21 protein-coding genes are annotated in these 22,363 nt (G+C 73.1%); 11 read left to right on the plus strand and 10 right to left on the minus strand.

Features of this window, described 5'->3' with window-relative positions; genetic code table 11:
* Positions 1-178: 178 nt before the first annotated feature.
* Complete coding sequence (locus tag ACIPXM_RS11345) at positions 179-928, minus strand: GntR family transcriptional regulator (protein ID WP_401654469.1); 750 nt, start codon at positions 926-928, stop codon at positions 179-181.
* A 60-nt stretch (positions 929-988) separates the two neighbouring features.
* Here ACIPXM_RS11345 and ACIPXM_RS11350 point away from each other — a divergent pair, with 60 nt between their 5' ends.
* Positions 989-1,444, plus strand: a complete 456-nt coding sequence (locus ACIPXM_RS11350) for an NUDIX hydrolase (protein WP_401654471.1) — start codon at positions 989-991, stop codon at positions 1,442-1,444.
* A 27-nt stretch (positions 1,445-1,471) separates the two neighbouring features.
* Here the strand turns inward: ACIPXM_RS11350 and ACIPXM_RS11355 are convergent, their stop codons facing one another.
* Together ACIPXM_RS11355 and ACIPXM_RS11360 are read right to left on the minus strand one after the other, a co-directional pair.
* Positions 1,472-3,049: an amidohydrolase gene (locus ACIPXM_RS11355; RefSeq protein WP_401654473.1), complete on the minus strand. Its 1,578-nt coding sequence runs from the start codon at positions 3,047-3,049 to the stop codon at positions 1,472-1,474.
* Positions 2,959-4,641, minus strand: a complete 1,683-nt coding sequence (locus ACIPXM_RS11360) for an APC family permease (protein WP_401654475.1) — start codon at positions 4,639-4,641, stop codon at positions 2,959-2,961. The genes ACIPXM_RS11355 and ACIPXM_RS11360 overlap by 91 nt, the downstream gene beginning before the upstream one ends.
* A gap of 148 nt (positions 4,642-4,789) precedes the next feature.
* Between ACIPXM_RS11360 and ACIPXM_RS11365 the strand changes: the two genes are divergently transcribed.
* Both ACIPXM_RS11365 and ACIPXM_RS11370 read left to right on the plus strand, forming a co-directional pair.
* On the plus strand, positions 4,790-5,398 hold the full coding sequence (locus ACIPXM_RS11365; protein ID WP_401654477.1) for a TetR/AcrR family transcriptional regulator: 609 nt from the start codon (positions 4,790-4,792) through the stop codon (positions 5,396-5,398).
* A 130-nt stretch (positions 5,399-5,528) separates the two neighbouring features.
* Positions 5,529-5,954, plus strand: a complete 426-nt coding sequence (locus tag ACIPXM_RS11370; protein WP_401654479.1) for a hypothetical protein — start codon at positions 5,529-5,531, stop codon at positions 5,952-5,954.
* A 35-nt stretch (positions 5,955-5,989) separates the two neighbouring features.
* Here the strand turns inward: ACIPXM_RS11370 and ACIPXM_RS11375 are convergent, their stop codons facing one another.
* Positions 5,990-8,992, minus strand: a complete 3,003-nt coding sequence (locus ACIPXM_RS11375; RefSeq protein WP_401654481.1) for a bifunctional [glutamine synthetase] adenylyltransferase/[glutamine synthetase]-adenylyl-L-tyrosine phosphorylase — start codon at positions 8,990-8,992, stop codon at positions 5,990-5,992.
* A 135-nt stretch (positions 8,993-9,127) separates the two neighbouring features.
* On the opposite strand from ACIPXM_RS11375, the gene ACIPXM_RS11380 reads away from it, so the two are divergent.
* Both ACIPXM_RS11380 and ACIPXM_RS11385 read left to right on the plus strand, forming a co-directional pair.
* A complete protein-coding gene (locus ACIPXM_RS11380; RefSeq protein ID WP_401654483.1) occupies positions 9,128-9,664 on the plus strand; it encodes a pyridoxamine 5'-phosphate oxidase family protein in 537 nt (178 codons plus the stop codon).
* Positions 9,661-10,092: a VOC family protein gene (locus ACIPXM_RS11385; RefSeq protein ID WP_401654485.1), complete on the plus strand. Its 432-nt coding sequence runs from the start codon at positions 9,661-9,663 to the stop codon at positions 10,090-10,092. Before ACIPXM_RS11380 ends, ACIPXM_RS11385 begins: the two co-directional genes overlap by 4 nt.
* 88 nt (positions 10,093-10,180) lie before the next feature.
* Here ACIPXM_RS11385 and ACIPXM_RS11390 read toward each other — a convergent pair whose 3' ends face one another.
* The gene (locus tag ACIPXM_RS11390; protein ID WP_401654487.1) at positions 10,181-11,542 is read right to left on the minus strand and encodes a glutamine synthetase family protein; all 1,362 of its coding nucleotides are present in this window, start codon (positions 11,540-11,542) and stop codon (positions 10,181-10,183) included.
* A 313-nt stretch (positions 11,543-11,855) separates the two neighbouring features.
* On the opposite strand from ACIPXM_RS11390, the gene ACIPXM_RS11395 reads away from it, so the two are divergent.
* The 4 genes from ACIPXM_RS11395 to ACIPXM_RS11410 all read left to right on the plus strand — a co-directional run bounded on the left by ACIPXM_RS11395 (position 11,856) and on the right by ACIPXM_RS11410 (position 14,153).
* Positions 11,856-12,233, plus strand: a complete 378-nt coding sequence (locus ACIPXM_RS11395) for a hypothetical protein (protein ID WP_401654489.1) — start codon at positions 11,856-11,858, stop codon at positions 12,231-12,233.
* A 76-nt stretch (positions 12,234-12,309) separates the two neighbouring features.
* Complete coding sequence (locus ACIPXM_RS11400) at positions 12,310-12,984, plus strand: DUF3105 domain-containing protein (protein WP_401654491.1); 675 nt, start codon at positions 12,310-12,312, stop codon at positions 12,982-12,984.
* Between the two features lie 2 nt (positions 12,985-12,986).
* A complete protein-coding gene (locus tag ACIPXM_RS11405; protein WP_401654799.1) occupies positions 12,987-13,604 on the plus strand; it encodes a DUF305 domain-containing protein in 618 nt (205 codons plus the stop codon).
* A 129-nt stretch (positions 13,605-13,733) separates the two neighbouring features.
* Entirely contained in the window at positions 13,734-14,153 is a 420-nt protein-coding gene (locus ACIPXM_RS11410; RefSeq protein WP_401654493.1) for a CBS domain-containing protein, read from the plus strand.
* 5 nt (positions 14,154-14,158) lie between these two features.
* Here the strand turns inward: ACIPXM_RS11410 and ACIPXM_RS11415 are convergent, their stop codons facing one another.
* From ACIPXM_RS11415 to ACIPXM_RS11425, 3 genes are all read right to left on the minus strand, one after another.
* Positions 14,159-15,028: an alpha/beta fold hydrolase gene (locus tag ACIPXM_RS11415; RefSeq protein WP_401654495.1), complete on the minus strand. Its 870-nt coding sequence runs from the start codon at positions 15,026-15,028 to the stop codon at positions 14,159-14,161.
* Positions 15,025-15,786 (minus strand): DUF998 domain-containing protein, encoded by a 762-nt coding sequence (locus tag ACIPXM_RS11420; protein ID WP_401654800.1) that lies wholly within the window; start codon positions 15,784-15,786, stop codon positions 15,025-15,027. Before ACIPXM_RS11420 ends, ACIPXM_RS11415 begins: the two co-directional genes overlap by 4 nt.
* 91 nt (positions 15,787-15,877) lie before the next feature.
* Positions 15,878-17,368, minus strand: a complete 1,491-nt coding sequence (locus ACIPXM_RS11425; protein ID WP_401654497.1) for an APC family permease — start codon at positions 17,366-17,368, stop codon at positions 15,878-15,880.
* 247 nt (positions 17,369-17,615) lie between these two features.
* Here ACIPXM_RS11425 and ACIPXM_RS11430 point away from each other — a divergent pair, with 247 nt between their 5' ends.
* Positions 17,616-18,461 carry a DUF4190 domain-containing protein gene (locus ACIPXM_RS11430; RefSeq protein ID WP_401654499.1) on the plus strand — a complete coding sequence of 282 codons (846 nt, stop codon included), beginning with the start codon at positions 17,616-17,618 and terminating at the stop codon, positions 18,459-18,461.
* An 85-nt stretch (positions 18,462-18,546) separates the two neighbouring features.
* The gene (locus ACIPXM_RS11435) at positions 18,547-20,307 is read left to right on the plus strand and encodes an NAD+ synthase (protein WP_401654501.1); all 1,761 of its coding nucleotides are present in this window, start codon (positions 18,547-18,549) and stop codon (positions 20,305-20,307) included.
* A 28-nt stretch (positions 20,308-20,335) separates the two neighbouring features.
* Here ACIPXM_RS11435 and ACIPXM_RS11440 read toward each other — a convergent pair whose 3' ends face one another.
* Together ACIPXM_RS11440 and ACIPXM_RS11445 are read right to left on the minus strand one after the other, a co-directional pair.
* Complete coding sequence (locus ACIPXM_RS11440) at positions 20,336-21,376, minus strand: endonuclease/exonuclease/phosphatase family protein (protein ID WP_401654503.1); 1,041 nt, start codon at positions 21,374-21,376, stop codon at positions 20,336-20,338.
* 217 nt (positions 21,377-21,593) lie between these two features.
* Positions 21,594-22,304 carry a TetR/AcrR family transcriptional regulator gene (locus tag ACIPXM_RS11445; RefSeq protein WP_401654801.1) on the minus strand — a complete coding sequence of 237 codons (711 nt, stop codon included), beginning with the start codon at positions 22,302-22,304 and terminating at the stop codon, positions 21,594-21,596.
* Between the last annotated feature and the right edge of the window lie 59 nt (positions 22,305-22,363).

Here is a 22,363-nt window from a genome sequence, read left to right on the forward strand (position 1 = left end):
GGGAGGGTGATCGGGCGGAGCGCTGTCCTGACGAGGCATGAGTAGACCCCTCTACAGATCCTGAAGTCCTACACTCATGTACATGAGTGGACTTACGCAGAGTGCCCGGGCGCGCACACACGCGTCAAGTCGCCGCAAGGGTGAACCTGCCGCCGTCCACGGCGAGTTGTCGCCGCCGTCAGTCCGTCGCCGGAATGCGGTAGCTGAGCACGAACTGGTCCGCGGCCATGAGCGTGTCGCAGACCTCGACCACCCGCCCCGTCGTGGTGACCGCCTCGCGCACGAGGTGGATGACGGGCGCGCCGGGGTTGAGGGCGAGTTCGGAGGCTTCGGCACGGGCCGCCGAGCGGGCCCGAAGCGTTTCGACGAACTCGGCGAAGACGTGGCCGGAGTCCTCAAGGCGGGCGTAGATGCCGCCGGGGCCGGGGTTCTCGGCAAAGAGTTCGGGGATGTCCCGGACCACGTCCCAGGGCAGGTACGAGGTGGCCGTCTCGACCGGCACGCCGTTGCGGAAGTACAGCCGCCGCCTGGCGAGCACCTGGCTCCCGGCGTCCACGCCGAGCCGTTCGGCGATCTCCACGGGCGCCTCCGTCGGACCGACGAACAGCACGCTCACCTTCGCCGTCGCACCGGCGCGCTCCGACTCGGCCAGGTACGCGGCCTTGCCGTCCCTCCGGTGCGACGCCCGGAAACGGTCCGAGGAGCGGGCCCGTACCGGCGGCCGGTCCTTCACGAACGAACCCTTGCCGTGCCGGGTGTCGACGAGACCGCTGGCCCGGACCTCCGCCATGGCCTTGCGGATCGTGCCGCCGGAGACTCCGTACCGTTCGACCAGTTCCGCCTCGCTCGGCACCAGGTCCCCGGGCTTCAGCACGCCCGCGCCGATCTGCCGCACGATCTCGTCGGCGATCTGTACGTACCGTGGCACGGCCCGGCCTGCGCCTGCGGAAATTCCCACGATCCTGCCCACTCTCCTAAGCTCCTGCACATGAGTAACAGCCGCCGGGAACCCGGGTCAACGCCGCTCCACTCGGTGTCCGTCGCCGGGGCCGTCGTACGGGAGGACGGGCGGGTGCTCGTGATCCGGCGGGCGGACAACGGGGCCTGGGAGCCGCCGGGTGGGGTGCTGGAGCTGGCGGAGTCGCCCGAGGAGGGCGTGGTGCGCGAGGTCCTGGAGGAGACCGGGGTCGAGGTGGCGGTCGACGGGTTGACCGGGGTCTACAAGAACACCGCGCGCGGCATCGTCGCCCTGGTCTTCCGGTGCACGCCGTCGGGTGGCGTGGAGCGCACCTCGCAGGAGTCGACGGCGGTCGACTGGCTCACCCCCGCCGAGGTCGAGGAGCGGATGGGCGAGGTCTACGCGGTGCGGCTGCTCGACGCCCTCGACGGCGCGGGCCCGCACGTACGCAGCCATGACGGCAGGCGCCTGCGCACCGCGAGGTGACCGGGCGCCCGCCGTCGTGGTCCGTCGTCAGGCGAGGTGGGTGATCCTGCCGCCCGTCACCGTGAGGCGGATCGGGGCCTCGGTCGTTTCGTCGGCCGGGGCCTTCGTCGGGTCCAGGGTGAAGGCGGTGAGGTCGGCGCGGTGGCCGGGGGCGAGGCGGCCGGTGAGGTGGTCCTCGCCCGCCGCGCGGGCCGCGTGGGTGGTCATGCCCTCCAGGGCCATCAGCGGGGTGAGGCCCGGGCGGGACGAGGCCGCGCCGCGCGGGGACCGGGCGGTGGCCAGGACCTGGCGGGCGTCGTGGTGGGCGATCGGCCAGTCCGAGCCGAGGGCCAGGGTGGCGCCCGCGTCCCGCAGGTCGCGGCAGCGCCAGGCGCGGGCCGCGCGGGTGTCGCCGAGGCGCCTGGACCACTCGTCGGTGCGGTCGGCGCGGGTGTACGCGGTGTGCGGGGGCTGCATCGAGGCGGCCACGCCGAGCGCGGCGAACCGGCCGAGCTGGTCGTCGGGGACCGTCTCGATGTGCTCGATCCGGTGCCGGGGGTCCGTGGTGGCCGCCGGGCCGAGGGCTTCCACGGTGTCCAGGACGTGCCGGACCGCCGCGTCACCGATCGCGTGCGTGGCGGTGCCGACGCCCGCCCGGTGCAGCCGGTGCACGGCGGCGGTGTACGCGGCCGGGTCCGGCCAGAACGCGTCGGTGCCCTGCCCGTGGCAGTCGGCGTGCTCCAGCCACGCGGTGCCGCCCTCGACCGTGCCGTCCATGAAGAACTTGACCCCGCCGACCCGCCACAGCCGCCCGGCCCGCCCCTGGAGCCGTACCAGCTCGTCCAGGTCCCCCGCCGTCGCGCCCGGCATGCACCACGGCGCGAGCCGGAGCCGTACCGGCAGCTCCCCCTCGGCCTCCACGGCGTCGAGCAGGCCCGGTACGTCATGGCCGCCCAGGTCCATCACATGCGCCCCGGTCAGCCCGGTCGCCGCCATGTCGGACAGCAGCCGGACCAGCCGGGCCCGGCGCTCGGCGGCGGGCTGCCGCGGCAGCACCGCGCTCATCAGGTCCATCGCGGCGTGCTCGTTCAGGTGCCCGGTGGGGCGGCCGTCGGCGTCGCAGACCACCTCGGAGCGCTGGACGAAGGCCCGCGGCCCGTCGATCCCGGCGGCGGCGAGGGCCGCGCCGCTGGCGAGCGCCGAGTGCCCGTCGTACAGGCGCAGGAACGCGGGCGCCCCGCCCAGCGCCTCCTCGATCAGCTCCCGGTGCACCGGGCGCCCGGCGAACACGTTGTGGTCGAGGCCGAAGCCGAGCACCCAGCCCTCCCGGCGCTCGGCCGTGCGCAGCGCCGCCCGCAGCCCTTCGAGGTCGGTGACGGCCGAGAGGTCGGTGCCCGAGGCCATCTCCAGTCCCCAGACGGGGTGGCTGTGGGCGTCCGTCAGGCCGGGCGTGAGGGTGGCGCCGCCGAGGTCGACGACCTCGGTGCCGGGGCCCGCCCAGGCGCGGGCGTCGGAGCTGTCGCCGAGCGCCGTGATCAGTCCGTCGCGGACGGCGACAGCGGTGTGGTGGGAGGGGTCCGGGGTGCGGAGCTGGGCGTCGACGAGGATGAGGTCGGGCGCGGGCATGACGGGTCTCCTTGCGGGTGGTGCGGGAGATGCGGATCGGAGGAGGCGGCGGGCTCCGGGACCGACGGCTCCGGGACCGGACCCTCGGCGGACTCCGGCTCCGGCTCCGCCGCGAAGCGGGCGTACACCTCGGGGCGGGTCCTGCGCAGCCGCCGGGCCAGCAGCAGGCCGAGGACCAGGACGGCGGGGACGACCGCGACGAGGACCGCGTTCACCGTGGTGGAGGCGCCGGTGAACAGGGCCACCTTGGACGCGACCAGATACAGCGCGACCGCGAGCAGCACCGCCGCGACGACCGGCGCCACCAGCGTCCGCAGCGCCCCCTCCTGGTGCGGGACGCGCCGGAAGTAGCGGATCACGGCGAGCGCGGCGAGCAGCATCAGCGCCATCAGACCGAGCATCCCGGGCGTGTTCACCCACAGCAGCAGCTGGCTGTACGGGTCGGCGCCCGCGAGCGCGAAGCCGAGCACGATCAGCGCGCCGAGCACGGTCTGGGCGGCCCCCGCCACGTACGGGGAGCGGTGGCGCGGGTGGATCCGGCCGACGGCGGCGGGCAGCACGCCCTCCTCGGCGAGCGCGAGCCCGTACCGGTTGATCGCGTTGTGGAACGCCAGCAGCGAGGCGAGCACGCTGGTGACGATGAGCAGGTGCATCAGGTCGGCCGCCCAGCCGCCGACGTACGTGGTGATGGCGGCGAAGAACAGTCCGCCGGGGTCGGCGGCGGCGGCCGCGACGACCTGGGCGTCGCCGTACGCCTGGATCACGGTCCAGACGACGAAGGCGTAGAACAGGCCGAGGAAGCCGATCGCGAGGTAGGTGGCGCGCGGGATGGTGCGGGCCGGGTCGCGGGCCTCGCGGCGGTAGATGACGGTCGACTCGAAGCCGGTGAAGGCGGCGAACGCGAAGGCCAGGACGGCGGCGGTGCCGGGCACCAGGACGTTGCCGGGCGCGAAGGAGGCGGCCGACAGGCCGTGCGCGCCGCCCTTGGCAAGGACGCCCGCGGCGAGCAGCACGAGTATCCCGGTCTCGGCGACGAGCAGCACGCCGAGGACCTTGGCGCCGAAGTCGATGGAGCGGTGGCCGCCGTACCAGATGAGCAGCAGTCCGGCGAGGGACACCGGCAGCCAGGGCAGGTCGACGCCCCACAGGGCGTGCGCGGTGTCGGCGGTGGCGGAGCCGAGCAGGCCGTAGACGCCGATCTCCATGCCGTTGTAGCCGACCATGGCGACGAGCGCGGCGGCGATGCCGAGGGGGCGGCCGAGGCCGCGGGTGATGTAGGCGTAGAAGGCGCCCGCGCTGCGGACGTGGCGGCTCATGGTGGTGAAGCCGACGGCGAAGACGGCGAGGGTGAGGCCCGCGAGGAGGTAGCCGGCCGGGGCGCCGATGCCGCCGAGGACGAGGGCTGTCGGGGCGACCCCGGCCATCACGGTGAGCGGGGCGGCGGCCGAGACGACGAAGAAGGAGATGTCGGCGGTGCCGAGGGTGCCGGTGCGCAGCCCGGCGGGGGCGGGGGCGTTCTCGGCCGCGGAGCGGGATGCGGCCGGGGATGCGGTGGGGGACGGGGATGCGGTGGGGGACGGGGGTGGTGGCATGGCTGGGGAAACCCTTCCGCGGCAGGAGCGGGGAGCACGGGAGCCAGAAACCTAAAGGCTTTCGGTTCGCGCAATGTAGCCTCGGCCAGGACCGTTCGGGAAGACCCGAACGGCGGACGACACCGGACCGAGCGGGGAGTGAACTTCCATGGGCCGACCGCGCACACCCCTCCTCGACCGGGCGCGCATCACCACCACAGCGCTCGAACTCGTCGACGAACAGGGTGAGTTCAGCGTCCCGCAGATCGCCCGTCGGCTCGGCGTGCAGACCGCGTCGGTCTACCACCACGTGGACGGCCGGGACGGCATCGTGGAGTTGCTGCGCGAGCGGGTGGCCGCCGCCATCGACTCCGGCAGCCTCGACCACGGCCCCTGGGACACGGCGATGGCCGCCTGGGCCCGGTCCTACCGCGCCGCCTTCGCCGCCCACCCCCGCGCCATCCCGCTGCTCACCACCTCACCGGTCCGCGCCCCCAAGGTCCTTGAGCAGTACGAGAAGGCGGTCGGCCTACTGCTCGCCGCGGGCTTCCCGCTCCCGGACGTGATGCCGGTGATCATCGCCCTGGAGAACCTGGTGCTCGGCTCGGCCCTCGACATGGCGGCCCCGGAGCGCATGTGGGAGCTGTCCGACGAGACGGCGACCCCTCAACTGGCGCGTGCGCTCGGCGCGTTGGGCGAGGGGCGGGCGGACGCGGCCTTCGAGTTGGCGCTGGCGGGGTACCTGGCGCACTGCCGGGAGATGCTGACCGACGGATAGCCGCCTCGGCGGGTCGGCCGAGGCCGGCCCCGGCGGACAGGCCCGCCGGCCCGGCCCGCACGGCCCGGCCCGCACACCCCGGCCACCCCACTATGCACCGCACGTATACACCCTGCGTATAGTCGCCGGCATGATCACCGCCGCCCGGGCGCTCAAGGCGCTGCCCGTCGCCATGCTCGCCGTCGCCGCATCCCATCTGATCCTGTCCGACACCCTGCGGCTCGGCTTCGTCGCGCAGGCGTCGGCGACGCTCGGCAGTCCGCAGGGCTACTCGCAAAACCAGGCGTTCACCACCGCCCTGATCAACACCGCCCTGGTGATGCCGCTGGTGCTGTGGGTGGGGCTGCGGATCACCGGGGAGCGGAAGGTCTGGCCGGTGGTGCTCGCCGGGACCGCCGCCTGGGTGGTGGCGGTACGGCGGGGGCTCGACGCCCTCGCCGACGCGCCGGGCGTGCTGCTGCCGTGGACCTCGCTGCTGCTGGTCGTCGCCGTCACCGCGCTGGCCGCGCTGATCCCCGTACGACGACCGCGCGCGTCACGGAACACGCATCACTGAGCACGCGTCACCGAGCACGCATCACGGTCCGGGCCTCACGCGCCGTAGAACAGCTCCTCCATCACCGCGCGGGCCCGCCGGGTGATCCGCCGGTAGTCGTCGACCATCTCGCCGACATGGCCCGGGCCGTACCCCAAGTACCGTCCCACCGCCGCCAGTTCACGGCCGTCGGACGGGAAGGTGTCGCCGGGGCGGCCGCGCACCAGCATCACCGCGTTGCGCACCCGGCTGGCAAGCACCCACGCCTCGTCCAGGGTCTGGGCCGCGTCCGTGGCGATCAGTCCTGCGGCGTGGGCGGCGGCGAGCGCGGTGCGGGTGCGGGTGGTGCGCAGGCCCGGTTCGGCCCAGCCGTGCCGCATCTGGAGCAGCTGGACCGTCCACTCGACGTCGCTGAGGCCGCCGCGCCCCAGCTTGGCGTGGAGCGTCGGGTCGGCGCCGCGCGGCAGCCGCTCGGTCTCCATCCGGGCCTTCAGCCGCCGGATCTCGCGCACCGCGTCCTCGCCGAGGCCCTCCGCCGGATAGCGCAGCGGGTCGACGAGCGCGAGGAACCGCTCCCCCAGCTCCCGGTCGCCCGCCATCGGCTCGGCGCGCAGCAGCGCCTGGCTCTCCCAGACCAGCGACCAGCGCCGGTAGTACGCCTCGTAGGACTTCAGGGTGCGCACCAGGGGGCCGTTCTTGCCCTCCGGGCGCAGATCGGCGTCGATGAGCAACGGCGGGTCGGCGGTGGGCAGTTGGAGCAGCCTGCGCATCTCGGCGACCACCCGGGAGGCGGCCTTGGCGGCCTCCTGCTCGTCGACGCCCTCGCGCGGCTCGTGCACGAACAGGACGTCGGCGTCGGAGCCGTAGTTGAGTTCGTGACCGCCGAACCGGCCCATGCCGATGACCGTGAAGCGGGTGGGGAGTTCGTCGCCCCACTCGGCACGCACGGCGGCCCGCAGCGCGCCCGCGAGGGTGGCGGCGTTGAGGTCGGTGACGGCCTGTCCGACCCGGTCGACGAGCGCGCCCGGGTCGGGTTCGCGGGGGTTCTCCTCGGTGCCGTACGAGCCGATGAGGTCGGCGGCGGCGGTACGGAACAGCTCGCGGCGGCGTACTCCGCGCGCCGCGGCGACGGCCTGCTCGGCGCCCTCGGCGCGGCCGACGGCGGCGAGCACCTCCTGCTCAAGATGCTCGCGGCCGCGCGGCTTCAGGCCCTCCGGGTCGCCGAGGATGGCGACCGCCTCGGGGGCGCGCAGCAGCAGGTCGGGGGCGAGCCGGCCGGCCGACAGGACCCGGGCCAGGTTCTCGGCGGCGGCGCCCTCGTCGCGCAACAGCCGCAGGTACCAGGGGGTCTTGCCGAGGGCGTCGGACACCTTGCGGAAGCCGAGGAGCCCGGCGTCCGGGTCGGCGGAGTCGGCGAACCAGCCGAGCAGCACCGGCAGCAGGGTGCGCTGGATCGCGGCCTTGCGGCTGACCCCGGAGGACAGCGCCTCCAGGTGGCGCAGGGCGGCGGCGGGGTCCGCGTACCCGAGCGCTTCGAGCCGCTGTCCGGCGGCCTGCGGGCTGAGCCGGATCTCACCGGGGGCGAGCTGGGCGACGGCGTCGAGCAGCGGCCGGTAGAACAGCTTCTCGTGCAGGCGGCGGACGACGGCCGCGTGCCGCCGCCATTCGCGGTTGAGCGCGGCGACCGGGTCGGTGCGCAGCCCGAGCGAGCGGCCGAGGCGGCGCAGGTCCTCCTCGCCCTCGGGGACGAGGTGGGTGCGGCGCAGCCGGTACAGCTGGATGCGGTGTTCCAGGGCGCGCAGGAAGCGGTACGCCTCGTCGAGCTGGGCGGCGTCGGCGCGGCCGACGTAGCCGCCGGCGGCGAGGGCGGCGAGCGCGTCGAGGGTGGTGCCACTGTGCAGCGTGCTGTCGCTGCGGCCGTGCACCAACTGCAGGAGCTGGACGGCGAATTCGACGTCACGCAGGCCGCCGGGGCCGAGCTTGAGCTCGCGGTCGACCTCGGCGGCGGGGATGTTGTCGACGACCCGGCGGCGCATCTTCTGCACGTCGGGGACGAAGTTGTCGCGTTCGGCGGCCTGCCAGACCAGCGGGGAGACGGCGGCGATGTACTCGGCGCCGAGTTCGGCGTCGCCCGCGACCGGGCGGGCCTTCAGCAGGGCCTGGAACTCCCAGGTCTTGGCCCAGCGCTGGTAGTAGGCGAGGTGGGAGGAGAGGGTGCGGACCAGGGGGCCGTTGCGGCCCTCGGGGCGGAGGTTGGCGTCGACCGGCCAGATGGTGCCCTCGACGGTGGTCTCGGAGCAGATCCGCATCAGGTGCGAGGCGAGCCGGGTCGCGGCCTGCAGCGCCGCGCCCTCGCCGCCGTCCCGGGCGGCGGCCTCGCCCGCCGCCTCGGCGACGAAGATGACGTCGACGTCGGAGACGTAGTTGAGCTCGTGGCCGCCGCACTTGCCCATGGCGATGACGGCGAGGCGGCACTGGGCGGCGTCCTCGGGCGCGGCGGCGCTCGCGATGCGCAGCGCGGCGCGCAGGGTGGCGGTGGCGAGGTCGGCGAGCTCGGCGGCGGTCTCGCTGAGGTCGGTGGTGGCGCAGACGTCGCGGGCGGCGATGGACAGCAGGCAGCGGCGGTAGGCGACGCGCAGCGACACCGGGTCGGTGGCGTCGGCGAGGCCGCGCTCGAACTCGTCGAGGCCGGGGTGGAGGTCGGCGGCCTCGTAGGTGACGAGGGCCTGCCAGTCGTGCGGGTGGCGGGCGAGGTGGTCGGCGAGGGCCTCGGAGGCGCCGAGGACACCGAGCAACCGGTCGCGGAACGGCTTCGCGGAGAGCAGGGTGGTGGTGAGGGCCGGCCGGTCGGTCTCCGGCTGGGCCTCGACGAGCCGGACCAGACCGCGCAGCGCGAGGTCGGGGTCGGCGGCGGCGCCGAGGGCGTCGAGCAGGACGGCGTCGTCGCGCAGCGCGGCGAGCTCGGGGACGTCGAGGAGTCTCTCGGCGGCGGTCGGATCGGTGAATCCGTGCCGCAGCAGCCGGGTGAACGTGCTGCTCCTGCGTCCCGGCACCGTCATCCCGCCGCACCTCCACCGTCCGCTTCCGACCTCGGGACCGAGCCTATCCGGCGGACCGATGAGTTCGGTGCGCGCGACGGGTCCTCCATAGGGGGACGTGCCCAGGGGGACGTGACGAACCGAAGGAGAAGGACGATGCCCACGACGACGGTGGACACCCGGCTCGACCCGGGCTTCAGCGAACCGGACGCGGTGGCGACGGGCTGGCCGGAGGCGGTGGCGCGGCTGTCGGCGGCGGAGGTGTTCTGGCTGACGACGGTCCGGCCGGACGGGCGCCCGCACGTGACGCCGCTGATCGCGGTGTGGCGGGCCGGGGCGCTGCATTTCTGCACCGGCCCGGAGGAGCGCAAGGCCCGCAATCTGGCGGCGAACCCGGCGGTGGCGCTGACCACGGGCGGCCCGGAGCTGGGTGCGGGGCTCGATCTGGTGGTCGAGGGGGTGGCGGAGCGGGTGACGGACGAGGCGGAGCTGGGCGCGCTCGCGGAGGCGTGGGCCGACAAGTACGGGGAGGAATGGCGATTCGCCGTGCGCGACGGGAGCTTCGTGAGCGACGGTGGTACGGCCCTGGTGTTCGCGGTCGCGCCGGTGACGGCGTTCGGCTTCGCCAAGGGCAGTCCGTACGGCCAGACCCGCTGGCGGTTCAGCCAGGAGACCCAGGAGAGCACCTCATGAACTGGACGCTCGAAGTCGTCCCCGTCCCGGTCGCCGACCTGGACCGGGCCAAGGAGTTCTACGGCGAGAAGCTGGGCTTCACCGTCGATCTGGACCAGGAGGTCGCCCCGGGCGTCCGGATCATCCAGATCACCCCGCCCGGCTCCCGCTGCTCGCTCTCCTTCCTCCAGGGCATGCCCGCCCTCCCCGGCACCACCGAACTCGCCCCCGGCGGCCTCCAGGGCCTCCAGTTCTGCGTCACCGACATCGAGGCGGCGCGTGCCCAGCTCCTCGCGGCGGGCATCGAGGCGTCCCCGGTGCAGCACGTGGGCGCGCAGGGCTGGGCGGAGGGCAAGGGCGAGACCTGGAACTCGTTCCTGACGTTCCGGGACCCGGACGGCAACGGCTGGTTCGTGCAGGAGGCGCCGTCGGAGCTGTCGGAGCGGTAGTCCCCGGGAGGGTCGGAAGCAGTGAGCGGCGGCGGTCCCGTACGACTTCGGGTTCCGCCCCCGCCCGCGCCCGCGGCCGCGGCCGCCGCTACAGCACCGGCAGGTTCTTCCGCAGCTCGAACGCCGTCACCTCGGAGCGGTACTCCTCCCATTCCTGCTTCTTGTTGCGCAGGAAGAAGTCGAAGACGTGCTCGCCCAGCGTCTCCGCCACCAGCTCGCTGCGCTCCATCAGCGTGATCGCCTCGCCCAGGTTCTGCGGCAGCGGCTCGATGCCCATCGCGCGGCGCTCCGCGTCGCTCAGCGCCCAAACGTCGTCGTCCGCGCCCGCCGGGAGTTCGTAGCCCTCCTCGATGCCCTTGAGGCCCGCCGCGAGGAGGACCGCGTAGGTGAGGTAGGGGTTGGCGCCCGAGTCGATGGAGCGGACCTCGACGCGCGAGGAGCCCATCTTGCCCGGCTTGTACATCGGGACGCGGATCAGCGCGGAGCGGTTGTTGTGGCCCCAGCAGATGTACGCGGGGGCCTCGCCGCCCGAGCCCGCGGTGCGGCCGGAGCCGCCCCAGATGCGCTTGTAGGAGTTGACCCACTGGTTGGTGACGGCCGAGATCTCGCCCGCGTGCTTCAGCAGGCCCGCGATGAAGGAACGTCCCACCTTCGACAGCTGGTACTCGGAGCCCGACTCGTAGAACGCGTTGCGGTCGCCCTCGAACAGCGAGAGGTGGGTGTGCATGCCCGAGCCGGGGTAGTCCGAGAACGGCTTCGGCATGAAGGTCGCCTGCACCCCCTGCTCCAGGGCCACCTGCTTCATCACCAGGCGGAAGGTCATGATGTTGTCCGCCGTGGACAGCGCGTCCGCGTACCGCAGGTCGATCTCCTGCTGGCCCGGCGCGCCCTCGTGGTGGGAGAACTCCACCGAGATGCCCATCGATTCGAGCATCGTGATCGCCTGGCGGCGGAAGTCCATGCCGACGTTCTGCGGGGTGTGGTCGAAGTAGCCCGAGTTGTCCGCCGGGGTGGGGCGGCTGCCGTCGAGCGGCTTGTCCTTCAGGAGGAAGAACTCGATCTCGGGGTGGGTGTAGAAGGTGAAACCCAGGTCCGACGTCTTGGCAAGGGCGCGCTTCAGGACATAGCGCGGGTCGGCGAAGGACGGCGAGCCGTCCGGCATCAGGATGTCGCAGAACATCCGCGCCGTACCGGGCGCTTCGGCGCGCCAGGGCAGGATCTGGAAGGTGCCCGGGTCCGGCTTGGCGATCATGTCGGACTCGTACACCCGGGCGAAGCCCTCGATCGCGGAGCCGTCGAAACCGATGCCCTCGTCGAACGCCTGCTCAAGCTCGGCGGGCGCCACCGCGACCGACTTGAGGAAGCCCAGCACGTCGGTGAACCACAGACGCACGAAGCGGATGTCGCGCTCCTCGAGCGTACGGAGTACAAACTCCTGCTGCTTGTCCATATTCACACCCATCCTCGCTGGTCAGGCCGCCCGCTCCCACCGCCTCGGCATTCGGTGGGGGCGCCTGAGCATCCCACCACATGGTTTCGTGCACGTTGCACACCCATACTGCCTGGTCCGCTGTGACACAGGTAACGGGGGAACGGCCGAAAAACGGCGCCGACGCGGCGGCCCGGGGCATGCCCGCACCCCGTACCGGTACCGAGTGGTACCCCGTTCGGCCCACGGCACCCCTTCTGCCACTACGATCGCGGCCATGGGGGGCCCTCGGCTCGCACGTCCGTACCGGCACACATTCCGGCGTTCGCGTCCCATGGCACTGGTGAGTGCCGTGGCGACGCTCCTCGGCGCGCTCTTCCTCTGTCTGGGGACCGGCGGCCCCGACGGCGGTACGGACCGGCACCTGGCCCGGCACGCCGTCACCGCGGCCGACGCCCCCGCCGGGGCCCTCGGGGTGTTCGCCGACGACGACACCACCCGCCAGTACGTCTGCCCGTACGAGCGCGGCAACTGCTCGCTGTTCCCCTCGCTCTCGCCCGCCGTGCTCAGCGCGCCGCCGCTCGACCCGCCGCTGCACGCGGCCGGCCGCGCCGCGCGCCCCGGGCAGCCGTCCGGCGACGGCACGGCACCGCACCCGGACGCCCGTCCCCGTGCGCCGGACCTTCATGTCCTTCAGGTCCTGCGCACATAGTCCGGTCCGCACGCACCGCCCCACACCTTTCCTGACTTTTCTGACATTCGAGACTTCGCAGAAGGACGACATCACCATGGCGAACCGCTCCACCACCGCCGACCGCCGCGCCCGAATAGAGGAGATGCGCCGCGCCGAGCAGGCCCGTGAGCGCCGCAACCGCTTCCTGACCATCGGCGTCAGCGGCGTCGTCGTGCTCGCCCTCGTCGGCTTCGGCGGCTGGGTGCTCAACAAGGAGAGCGACAAGAAGGACCAGCAGGAGGCCGCCGCCAAGGCGCCCATCAAGGACGAGAAGTCCTGGGACGCCAAGAAGCTGGGCCGCAACCACGTCCAGACCCCGGTGAAGTACCCGATGACCCCGCCGGTCGGCGGCGACCACAACCCGGTCTGGCAGAACTGCAACGGCGACGTCTACGACAAGGCCGTGAACGACACGAACGCCGTCCACTCCCTGGAGCACGGCGCGGTCTGGGTGACGTACAACAAGAAGGCCGCGCAGGGCGATCTGGACAAGCTGAAGGCCAAGGTCAAGAAGACCCCCTACTCGCTGATGAGCCCGCTCGACGGGCAGACCGGCGCGATCATGCTGAGCGCCTGGGGCAAGCAGGTCACGGTGGACGGCGCCGACGACCCGCGCGTGGACGCCTTCTTCACCAAGTACGTCAACGGCCCGCAGACCCCGGAGCCCGGCGCGGCCTGCACCGGCGGCGTCGGCGCCGACGGTCAGGGCGGCGCCGGGATGGGCCAGTGAGGCTGAACCGGACGCAGTGGGCGTCCGTCACCGCCGTGGTCCTGGCGCTGCTGTTCGCGGGCGGCGCGCTGACCGTCGCCTCCGCGGACCGGGACCGGGCGCCGCGCACGCCCACCGCGGAGTCGGCCGACGCGGGCTTCGCCCGTGACATGTCCGTGCACCACCAGCAGGCCGTCGAGATGTCCTTCATCGTCCGGGACCGGACGAAGGACGAGGAGGTCCGCCGCCTCGCGTACGACATCGCCAACACCCAGGCCAACCAGCGCGGCATGATGCTGGGCTACCTGGACATGTGGGGGCTGCCGAAGGTGCAGTCCGGGGTCGTCCCGATGACCTGGATGGGCATGGGCGTCGATGTGGGCGGCGAGGACGGCGAGCTGATGCCGGGCATGGCGACCCGCGCCGACCTCGACAAGCTGCGCAAGGCGTCCGGCCGCGAGGCCGAGGTGCTGTACCTGAAGCTGATGACCGCGCACCACAAGGGCGGCATCCACATGGCCCAGGGCTGTGTGGAGCTGTGCGTGCCGGGTGTCGAGCGGGATCTGGCCCAGGGCATGGTCGACGGCCAGGAGTCGGAGATCAAGCTGATGGCCGACATGCTGAAGGCGCGCGGCGCGTAGCCGCGGCGCTCCGGCGGACCGCGACGGCCCCCGTGACCCTGGGATCTCCTCCCTGCGGTCGCGGGGGCCGCGTCGTGAACCCACAATTGAGGGTGCTCGGGGACGGACGGACCGAAAGGTGCCCACCCCATGACCACGGCGAAGGACATCATGCACCCCGGGGCCCGGTGGATCCCGGCCCACGAGACGCTGGACCGTGCCGCGCAGCTGATGCGCGAGCTGAACGTGGGCGCGCTGCCCATCGCCGACGAGAACGAACGTCTCAGCGGGATCATCACCGACCGGGACATCGTCGTCGGCTGTGTGGCCATGGGCCACGACCCCGCCAAGGTGACCTGCGGCGACATGGCCAAGGGCACCCCGCGCTGGATCGAGTCGGGGGCGGACGTCGGTGCCGTCCTGGAGGAGATGCAGAGCCACCAGATCCGGCGGCTGCCGGTCGTCGAGGGCAAGCGTCTGGTCGGCATGATCAGCGAGGCGGACCTGGCGCAGCACCTGTCGGACGAGCAGCTGAAGGCGTTCTGCGAGAGCGTGTACGCGGCGGGCTGACCCGGCTACGGGGTCCTCAGGACCGCACGGGCCACCGCCTGCGGCGCGTCCAGCATCATCAGATGGCCCGACGGCTCGACCGCCTCGTAGCGGGCGCCGAGCCGCCGGGCCAGCGCGCGTTGCCGCCGCTCCCAGCGGGCCGAGCCGTCGGGCGCGGCGAGCACGGTGACCGGCAGGCCCGGCGGCAGCGGGGCGGTCCCGCGCAGCGCGAGCAGCTGGGCGGCGACGGCCTCGTAGTGCGCGTTCTCGTCGAGGGTGCCCCGGAACACCCGCGAGGTCCGGTAGACCCGGCGGACCAGGTCCCTCGGCGCCGGGTCGGGGCCGGGGCGGCGGCGGGTCGAGCGGCGGACGGAGAGGGCGCGGGCGGCGGGCCCGAGCGCGGCCGGGATCCCGGCGGCGGCGAGGAGGGCGCCGAGCCCCCGGGCGAGCGCGGGGGCCGGCCGGACCGGGTGCGGGTGTTCCTCGACGGAGGAGTCGACGAGGACGAGTCCCGCGGTACGGGCGGGGTGGCGGCGCGCGAACGCCTCGGCGTGGAACCCGGCGATGGAGTGCCCGACGACGGTGACCGGACCGGCCCCGAGTCCGGCTCCGAGTCCGAGGGCGTCGAGGACGCCCGCTATCCGGTCGGCCTCGCCCTCGGCGGTCGGCGGGGCGGTGCCCGCCTGCGAGAGGCCGTGGCCGGGGCGGTCGAAGCGGACCACGGTGCGGTACGGGGTGAGCAGCGCGGCCACCGGGTCCCAGTCGAACCAGCTCATGCCGAGGCCGGCCGCGAGGACGCAGACCGGGCCCGAGCCCGCGACGACGGCATGGTGGGCGACGCCCCCGACCCGTACGAAAGTGCTCCCGGCGACCGTGCTCCCCGCGACCGTGCTCACCGCTCCCCCGGTCCGGTCCGTCCGCCGTTCCGCGACTCCCGCAGCATCGAGCCCGCCAGGACCGCCAGCCACACGGCCACAAGGAGCACCTGGAGGCGCTGGCCCGCGCCCAGCGACCAGGTGCCCTTGCCCGCCTCGAAGGCGGCGACGGCGGACAGCGTCCAGGCGGTGGCGGCGAACTCCAGGGCCACCAGGGCGGGGCCGACCCGGGCGAGCGCGGGCCGGCCGCCGTGGCGCCGGGCGGCGATCGTCAGGGCGAGCATCGCCAGCAGCGCGCCGGTCATGGCGAGGCTGGAGCTGACAGCGTGCGCGGTGTGGGTGGCGGGCACCAGGCCCGCCGTCTCGCGGGCCGCGCACTCGGGGTCGGAGGTGGGGGCGCAGCTGAGCGGGAGCCGGGAGTCGGCGACGGTGGCGGCCCCGAACAGGGCGAGGGCGAGCAGTCCGACGAGCAGCCAGGCCCGGCGGCGGCGCGGGGCGGGTGCGGCGGCTCCCCAGGAGGTGCCGGGGGCGTCGGGTCCGGCTGCCCCGGCGGCGGTCCTGGCGCGGGTGCGGGCGAGCCGGACGGCCACGAGCGCGGTGACCGCGCCGGCCAGGACCAGCAGACCGGCCGTCAGGTCGGTCGCCCGGAACAGTCCGCCGAGCGGCTGGTCGGCGGCGGCGAGCTCGGAGACGTACGTCTGCACCGGGTCGAGCCCGGTGTGCAGGACGACTTCGAGGACCCAGGCGGTGTAGGCGAGGGAGCCGAGGCCGAGCAGCACGGCGGCCGCCCGGGTCACGGCGGCGGCGCCACCCGGGGCGCGCGGCCCCCGGGTGGCGTTCCTGGACAGACTGGACACAGTGGGTCGAACGTCAGGGCGCGGCCGTGGGTTCCCGGTGGTCGGGGTGCACCCAGCCGGGTTTGCGGTAGCGGAGCAGCGCGGCGGGGATCGCGAGGCCGAGCACGAGCAGGCCGCCGCCGACGATGAGCAGGTAGCGCCAGAGCGGCTGGTTGCCGAACTGGTCGGGCGGCACGAAGCCGATCGCGAGCGCGGCGACCGAGGCGACGAAGCCGATGCCCGCGACCCATTCGACGGCGGGGACCCGGAAGCCGCGTTCGACCTCGGGGCGGCTGCGGCGGAGTTTGACGACGGCCACGAACATCAGGAGGTAGGCGATGAGGTAGATCTGCACGGTGATCACGGAGAACATCCAGTAGGCGCTGGAGACGTCGTCGCTGAAGGCGTAGAGGATGCCGATCAGGGTGGTGACGACGCCCTGCGCGACCATGATGTTCATGGGGGCGCCGGAGCGGTTGAACTTCTGGAGGGCGGGCGGCAGGTAGCCCTCCTGCCGGGAGAGCAGCACCAGGCCCTTGGCGGGTCCGGAGAGCCAGGTGAGCATGCCGCCGAGGGCGGCGCAGACCAGCATCACGCCGACGACCTTGGTCATCCAGCCGATGGAGAAGTGGTCGAAGAACGCCTGGAACGCCTGCATCAGACCGGCGGTCAGGCTGAGCTGCGAGGACGGCATCACCCAGGCGATGGCGAGGGCCGGAAGGATGAAGATCATCAGGACCATGCCGGTGGCCAGGAACATCGACTTCGGGTACTCGCGCTTGGGGTCGCGCAGCGAGGAGACGTGCACGCCGTTCATCTCCATGCCCGCGTAGGACAGGAAGTTGTTGACGATGAGCACGAGGCTGGCGAGGCCGGTCCAGGGCGGCAGCCAGTGGTCGGGGCTCATCGGCTGGGCGGAGGGGTTGCCCTGGCCGAGGAAGACGATGCCGAGGACGACGAGCAGCACGCCGGGAATGAGGGTGCCGATGACGAGGCCGAAGGAGGAGAGTCCGGCGATGGTCTTCGTGCCGCGCGAGGAGATCCAGACGCCGGACCAGTAGATGACGACGATGACGATCGCGACGTACAGGCCGTTCTCGGCGAGCGAGGGGTCGATGACGTACGCGAAGGTCGAGGCGACGTAGGCGAGCAGGCTCGGGTAGTACGCGATGGTCATCGCGAACTGGCACCAGACGGCGAGGAAGCCGAGCGGTTTGCCGAGGGCCTCGCTGACCCAGCGGTAGATGCCGCCGTTCCAGCCGGAGGCGAGTTCGGCGCCGACGAGGGCGGTGGGGAGCAGGAAGACGACGGCGGGCAGCAGGTAGAGGAAGATCGCCGCGAGTCCGTAGATGGCCATGGACGGCGAGGGCCGCAGCGAGGCGACGGACGCGGTGGTCATGAAGGCGAGGGTCAGCCAGGAGATGAACTGTCTTTTGGTGCCGTCGTCCTGACGGATGTCCGCCGCGGCGGCCGTGGCCGCCGTGGAGGTGTCCGCCGGCTCCGCCGGATCGTCGGTGGTCGTCATGGGCCCATGATCGGCGCAGCGGACGAGCCGCGCATGTCGGAGCAAGGGACGGAGGTCCCCCGGTCGCCGACCGTCCGTCACCTGCGCGGACAGCTGATTTCGCTTACCCATTCGTTCGATCACGAACCCGCATCGACGAGGAATCTCCCTCGCTTCTTCACAATCCATTCGATTACGGTCGTGATCTCCAGGGGTGGGGCGCGTGCGCCGTCACCCCGCACCCCGCGCACCGCACGAAGGACACCGCATGACCATGCCCACCGAGACGCCCGGCCAGCAGCCCTGGGGACCGCCCCCGGGAATGCCGGGCGCCCCGCAGCCCCCGTACGCCAAGCCCGAGAACGGCCTCGGTGTCACGGCTCTGGTGCTGGGCATCGTCGGCATCGTCACCGGCGCGACGCCGTTTCTCTTCTGGCTCGGCGGCATCCTGGGCCTGCTCGCGCTGATCTTCGGCATCGTCGGCGTCTCCAAGGCCGGCAAGGGCCGCGCCACCAACAAGGGCATGGCGATCACCGGCACGATCCTCGGCGGTCTGGCGATGCTCGCCGCGATCGTCTGGACGGTCCTCATCGTCACCGCGGTGAAGGAGTACACCGAGGCGCTGCCCGAGACGGCCGACGACACGTCCGGCCGCCCGTCGGCCCCGGCCACCCCGGGCACCGAGGCGTCCACGACGCCGACCGAGGCCCCGGCCACGGCCCTGAAGTTCGGCGAGACCCACACGTACCCGGACGGCATCAAGGTCACCGTCTCGAAGCCGAAGGCGTACCAGCCGGACTCCTTCGCCGCCGGGCACAAGAAGGGCAACAAGGCGTTCAAGGTGGCCGTCACCATCGTCAACGGCACCGACAAGCCGCTCGACGCCGTGACCGCCCTGCCGGACGCCACCGACGCCCAGGGCCGCAGCGCGGACATGGTCTTCGACGGCAGCCACGCGAGCGACCCGTTCAGCAACAAGATCCTGCCGGGCAAGTCGGCCACCGCCGACTTCACCTTCTCGCTGTCCCCGGCGGGCGCGGGCGAGCTGCAGATCGACCTCTCGCCGACCATCCTGGAGCACGAGTCGCAGACCTGGACCGGCCCCACCCAGTAGTCCCCAGGAGCCTCGTTCCGGGCCCCGGGCCCGGAAAACGCCCGCCCCCACCCCATAGCGTCGAATTGACGATTAGAGTGGGGGCGTGCCTCAACTACGCCTCGCTCTGAATCAGATCGACTCCACCGTCGGCGATCTCACCGGGAACGCCGAGGCCGTCGTCCACTGGACCCGGCACTCCGTCGCCCAGGGCGCGCATCTCGTCGCGTTCCCCGAGATGGTGCTCACCGGGTATCCCGTCGAGGACCTGGCGCTGCGGCCCTCGTTCGTCGAAGCCTCCCGGGCCGCCCTGCGGGCGCTCGCGAAGCGGCTCGCGGACGAGGGGCTCGGCGACGTGCCGGTGGTGGTCGGCCATCTCGACCGGTCCGAGCACGCGCTGCCCCGGCTCGGGCGGCCCGCCGGGTCGCCGGAGAACGCGGCCGCGGTGCTGCACCGCGGCGCGGTGGTGCTCCGGTTCGCCAAGCACCACCTGCCCAACTACGGCGTCTTCGACGAGTACCGCTACTTCGTCCCCGGCGACACCCTGCCGGTGCTGCGGCTGCACGGCGTCGACGTGGCCCTCGCCATCTGCGAGGACCTGTGGCAGGACGGCGGCCGGGTCCCGGCGGCGCGCAGCGCCCGGGCCGGACTGCTGCTGTCGGTCAACGCCTCCCCGTACGAGCGCGACAAGGACGACACCCGGCTCGAACTGGTCCGCTCGCGGGCCCGGCAGGCCGGCTGTGTCACCGCCTATCTGGCGTCCACCGGCGGCCAGGACGAGCTGGTCTTCGACGGCGACTCGATCGTCGTCGACGCGGCCGGCGAGGTGCTGGCCCGCGCCCCGCAGTTCACCGAGGGCTGTGTCGTCCTCGACCTGGACCTGCCCGCCGCTCCCCCGCTCGCCGACGCGCCCACCGGGGTGGTCGACGACGGGCTGCGGATCGACCGGGTGGTGCTCTCCGGGGAACCGCTGCCCCGGTACGAGCCGGAGGTCCCCGGCGGCACGGCGCACCGTCTCGACGACGACGAGGAGATCTACTCGGCGCTCGTCGTGGGGCTGCGCGCGTACGTGAACAAGAACGGTTTCCGGTCGGTCGTCATCGGCCTGTCCGGCGGCATCGACTCCGCCCTGGTCGCCGCCATCGCCTGCGACGCGCTCGGCGCGGCCAACGTGCACGGGGTGTCGATGCCGTCGCGCTACTCCTCGGACCACTCCCGCGACGACGCCGCCGAGCTGGCCCGGCGCACCGGACTGCACTTCCGCACCGTCGCCATCGAGCCGATGTTCGCCGCCTACCAGGGCGCGCTCGGCCTCACCGGGCTCGCCGAGGAGAACCTGCAGTCCCGGCTGCGCGGCACCACGCTGATGGGGATCTCCAACCAGGAGGGCCATCTGGTCCTCGCGCCGGGCAACAAGTCCGAGCTGGCGGTGGGCTATTCGACGTTGTACGGCGACTCCGTCGGCGCGTTCGGCCCGATCAAGGACGTCTACAAGTCGGACGTGTTCCGGCTGGCCCGCTGGCGCAACCGGGCGGCCGAGGAGCGGGGCCAGACCCCGCCGATCCCCGAGCACACGATCGTCAAGCCGCCGAGCGCCGAGCTGCGGCCCGGCCAGGTCGACACCGACTCGCTGCCGGACTACGCGGTCCTGGACCAGGTCCTCGCGCTGTACGTGGACCGGGACCGCGGCCGGGACGAGATCGTGGCGGCGGGCTTCGACCCGGAGCTGGTCACCCGCACGCTGCGGATGGTCGACACCGCCGAGTACAAGCGCCGCCAGTACCCGCCGGGCACCAAGATCTCCGCGAAGGGCTTCGGCAAGGACCGCAGGCTGCCCATCACCAACCGGTGGCGCGAGGGCGACTGACGGCCGCCCCCCTGAGCGCCGGAGGGGGTCAGAAGCGGACGCGGGCGGCCACCGGCAGGTGGTCGCTCTTCGTCTCCGGCAGCGTCCACGACGTCACCGGCTCCACCCCGCGCACCAGGATCTGGTCGATCCGGGCCATCGGGAACGAGGCGGGCCAGCTGAAGCCGAAGCCGTCGCCCGCCGCGCCCTGGGTGGAACGCAGCTGCGCGGTCACGGCGTTGAGCGCGCGGTCGTTCATGGTGCCGTTGAGGTCGCCGAGCAGCACGATCCGCTCGTGCGGGTCGCGCGCGATGGCCTCGCCGAGCGCGTCGGCGCTGTTGTCGCGCTGGTTGGCGGTGAAGCCCGCGTTCATCTTGACGCGCACGGACGGGAGATGGGCGACGTACACCGCCACCTCACCGGCCGGGGCGGCCACCGTGGCGCGCATCGCGCGGGTCCAGCCGAGCCGGATGTCGACCGGACGGACCTCCCGCAGCGGGTACTTGCTCCACAGTCCGACGGTGCCCTGGACGGAGTGGTACTTGTACGTGTCCTTGAGCTCCCGCTCGTACGCCGGGACCACGTCGCCCTTCAGTTCCTCCAGGGCCACCACGTCGGCGCCGGAACCGGCGATCTGACGGGCCGTGCCCTCGGGGTCGGGGTTGTCGGCGTTCACGTTGTGGGTGACCACCGTGAGGTCGCCGCCCGCCTCGGACTTGTCGACGACCAGTCCGCCGAAGAGGTTCAGCCACACCACGGCCGGCAGCAGCAGCGCGATCAGCGCGGTCGCCGAGCGGCGGACCAGCGCGAGCACCAGGAGCAGCGGCACGCACAGGCCGATCCAGGGCAGGAAGGTCTCGGTCAGACTGCCCAGGTTGCCGATCCGGTTGGGGATGTCGGAGTGGAACACCATGACCAGGGCGACCAGCACCGCGCACAGCGCGAGCAGCACGCCGCGGCGCCAGATGCCCCGGTCGCCGCGCCATCTGGCGAGGTAGCCGCTGCCGAACCGGCCGCCCGGCCGGGGGGTGGTGCCCTCGCCGCCCGGCGTCGCGCCGTTGTCGGTCCCGGTCATGTCCACCCGCGCCATCGCTGCCGTCCTCACTGCCTTGCTGCCTTGCTGTGCGACCCGGACTCGACACTAGGTGATTCCGGGCCGGTCGTACGCATCGAGGGACGACGCCGACGCGTGGCGGGTTCCGGCAGGTGGTGCGGGGCGGGGCGCTGTGACAGAACGCGCACATTCGTCCGCTTCCGGCGTTCCGTATGTCACACGGGCCGTGCCGCGGGCGCTCCCGGACGGCGCGTCAGGTGCGCGGGGTGATGCCCTCCAGGACCGAGTCGACGAACTGCTCGGCGAGTCCGGGTTTCAGGTCGGAGCCCGGCCGGAGCACGACCCGGCTCAGCATCGGGCCGGTGAGCAGGTCGTTGACCACCTCGATGTCGAGGTCGGCGCGGATCTCGCCGCGGTCCATGCCGCGCCGGATGGCGTCGAGGCCGATCCGGCGGCGCGGCTCGATCACGGTGGCGTGGTAGGCGTCCCACAGCTTCGGATAGAGCTGCATCTGCGAGAAGACGTTGTGCAGCAGGGCGGAGGTCCGCTTGGCGAGGCCGCGCTGCCGCATCGACTCCAGGAGCGCGACGACGTCGTCGCGCAGCGAGGTGCCGGGCAGTACCGGGTCCGGCGGCTCGATCGACCGCATGAGGTCGATGAGCAGGTCCTCCTTGCCGGTCCAGCGGCGGTAGATGGTGGCCTTGCCGACCCCGGCGGTACGGGCGAGCCGCTCGATCGACAGGTCGGTGAGCGGCACCCCGCTCTCCAGGAGCCCGATGGCGGCGTCGAAGATCGCCTGATCGGCGGCCTCGCTGCGGGGCCGCCCCCGGCGGGCCGGGCCGCCGGGGGTCCCGGGCCCGCCGTCCGGGCCCGGGGCGGGTCCCCCGCAGGGAGCGGCGGCGGGTGCCCGCCGGGGTTCCGGGGCCGTGCGGTCGGCTCCGGTTCCGGCGTTCTGCTGCGACACGTCCGTTCCGCCTCTCCTTCGGTTCCGCCCCGGTTCGGGGCCGTCGGGCGCGGCCGTCC

Source organism: Streptomyces sp. NPDC090025, assembly GCF_044748125.1.
GTDB lineage: Bacteria > Actinomycetota > Actinomycetes > Streptomycetales > Streptomycetaceae > Streptomyces.

What these genes read in the sequence shown, in the direction of transcription:
- ACIPXM_RS11350 (WP_401654471.1), top strand. Translation starts at nt 989, where the DNA reads ATGAGTAACAGCCGCCGGGAACCCGGGTCAACGCCGCTCCACTCGGTG.
- ACIPXM_RS11355 (WP_401654473.1), bottom strand. Translation starts at nt 3,049, where the DNA reads ATGCCCGCGCCCGACCTCATCCTCGTCGACGCCCAGCTCCGCACCCCG.
- ACIPXM_RS11360 (WP_401654475.1), bottom strand. Translation starts at nt 4,641, where the DNA reads ATGCCACCACCCCCGTCCCCCACCGCATCCCCGTCCCCCACCGCATCC.
- ACIPXM_RS11365 (WP_401654477.1), top strand. Translation starts at nt 4,790, where the DNA reads ATGGGCCGACCGCGCACACCCCTCCTCGACCGGGCGCGCATCACCACC.
- ACIPXM_RS11370 (WP_401654479.1), top strand. Translation starts at nt 5,529, where the DNA reads ATGATCACCGCCGCCCGGGCGCTCAAGGCGCTGCCCGTCGCCATGCTC.
- ACIPXM_RS11375 (WP_401654481.1), bottom strand. Translation starts at nt 8,992, where the DNA reads ATGACGGTGCCGGGACGCAGGAGCAGCACGTTCACCCGGCTGCTGCGG.
- ACIPXM_RS11380 (WP_401654483.1), top strand. Translation starts at nt 9,128, where the DNA reads ATGCCCACGACGACGGTGGACACCCGGCTCGACCCGGGCTTCAGCGAA.
- ACIPXM_RS11385 (WP_401654485.1), top strand. Translation starts at nt 9,661, where the DNA reads ATGAACTGGACGCTCGAAGTCGTCCCCGTCCCGGTCGCCGACCTGGAC.
- ACIPXM_RS11390 (WP_401654487.1), bottom strand. Translation starts at nt 11,542, where the DNA reads ATGGACAAGCAGCAGGAGTTTGTACTCCGTACGCTCGAGGAGCGCGAC.
- ACIPXM_RS11395 (WP_401654489.1), top strand. Translation starts at nt 11,856, where the DNA reads ATGGCACTGGTGAGTGCCGTGGCGACGCTCCTCGGCGCGCTCTTCCTC.
- ACIPXM_RS11400 (WP_401654491.1), top strand. Translation starts at nt 12,310, where the DNA reads ATGGCGAACCGCTCCACCACCGCCGACCGCCGCGCCCGAATAGAGGAG.
- ACIPXM_RS11410 (WP_401654493.1), top strand. Translation starts at nt 13,734, where the DNA reads ATGACCACGGCGAAGGACATCATGCACCCCGGGGCCCGGTGGATCCCG.
- ACIPXM_RS11425 (WP_401654497.1), bottom strand. Translation starts at nt 17,368, where the DNA reads ATGACGACCACCGACGATCCGGCGGAGCCGGCGGACACCTCCACGGCG.
- ACIPXM_RS11430 (WP_401654499.1), top strand. Translation starts at nt 17,616, where the DNA reads ATGACCATGCCCACCGAGACGCCCGGCCAGCAGCCCTGGGGACCGCCC.
- ACIPXM_RS11440 (WP_401654503.1), bottom strand. Translation starts at nt 21,376, where the DNA reads ATGGCGCGGGTGGACATGACCGGGACCGACAACGGCGCGACGCCGGGC.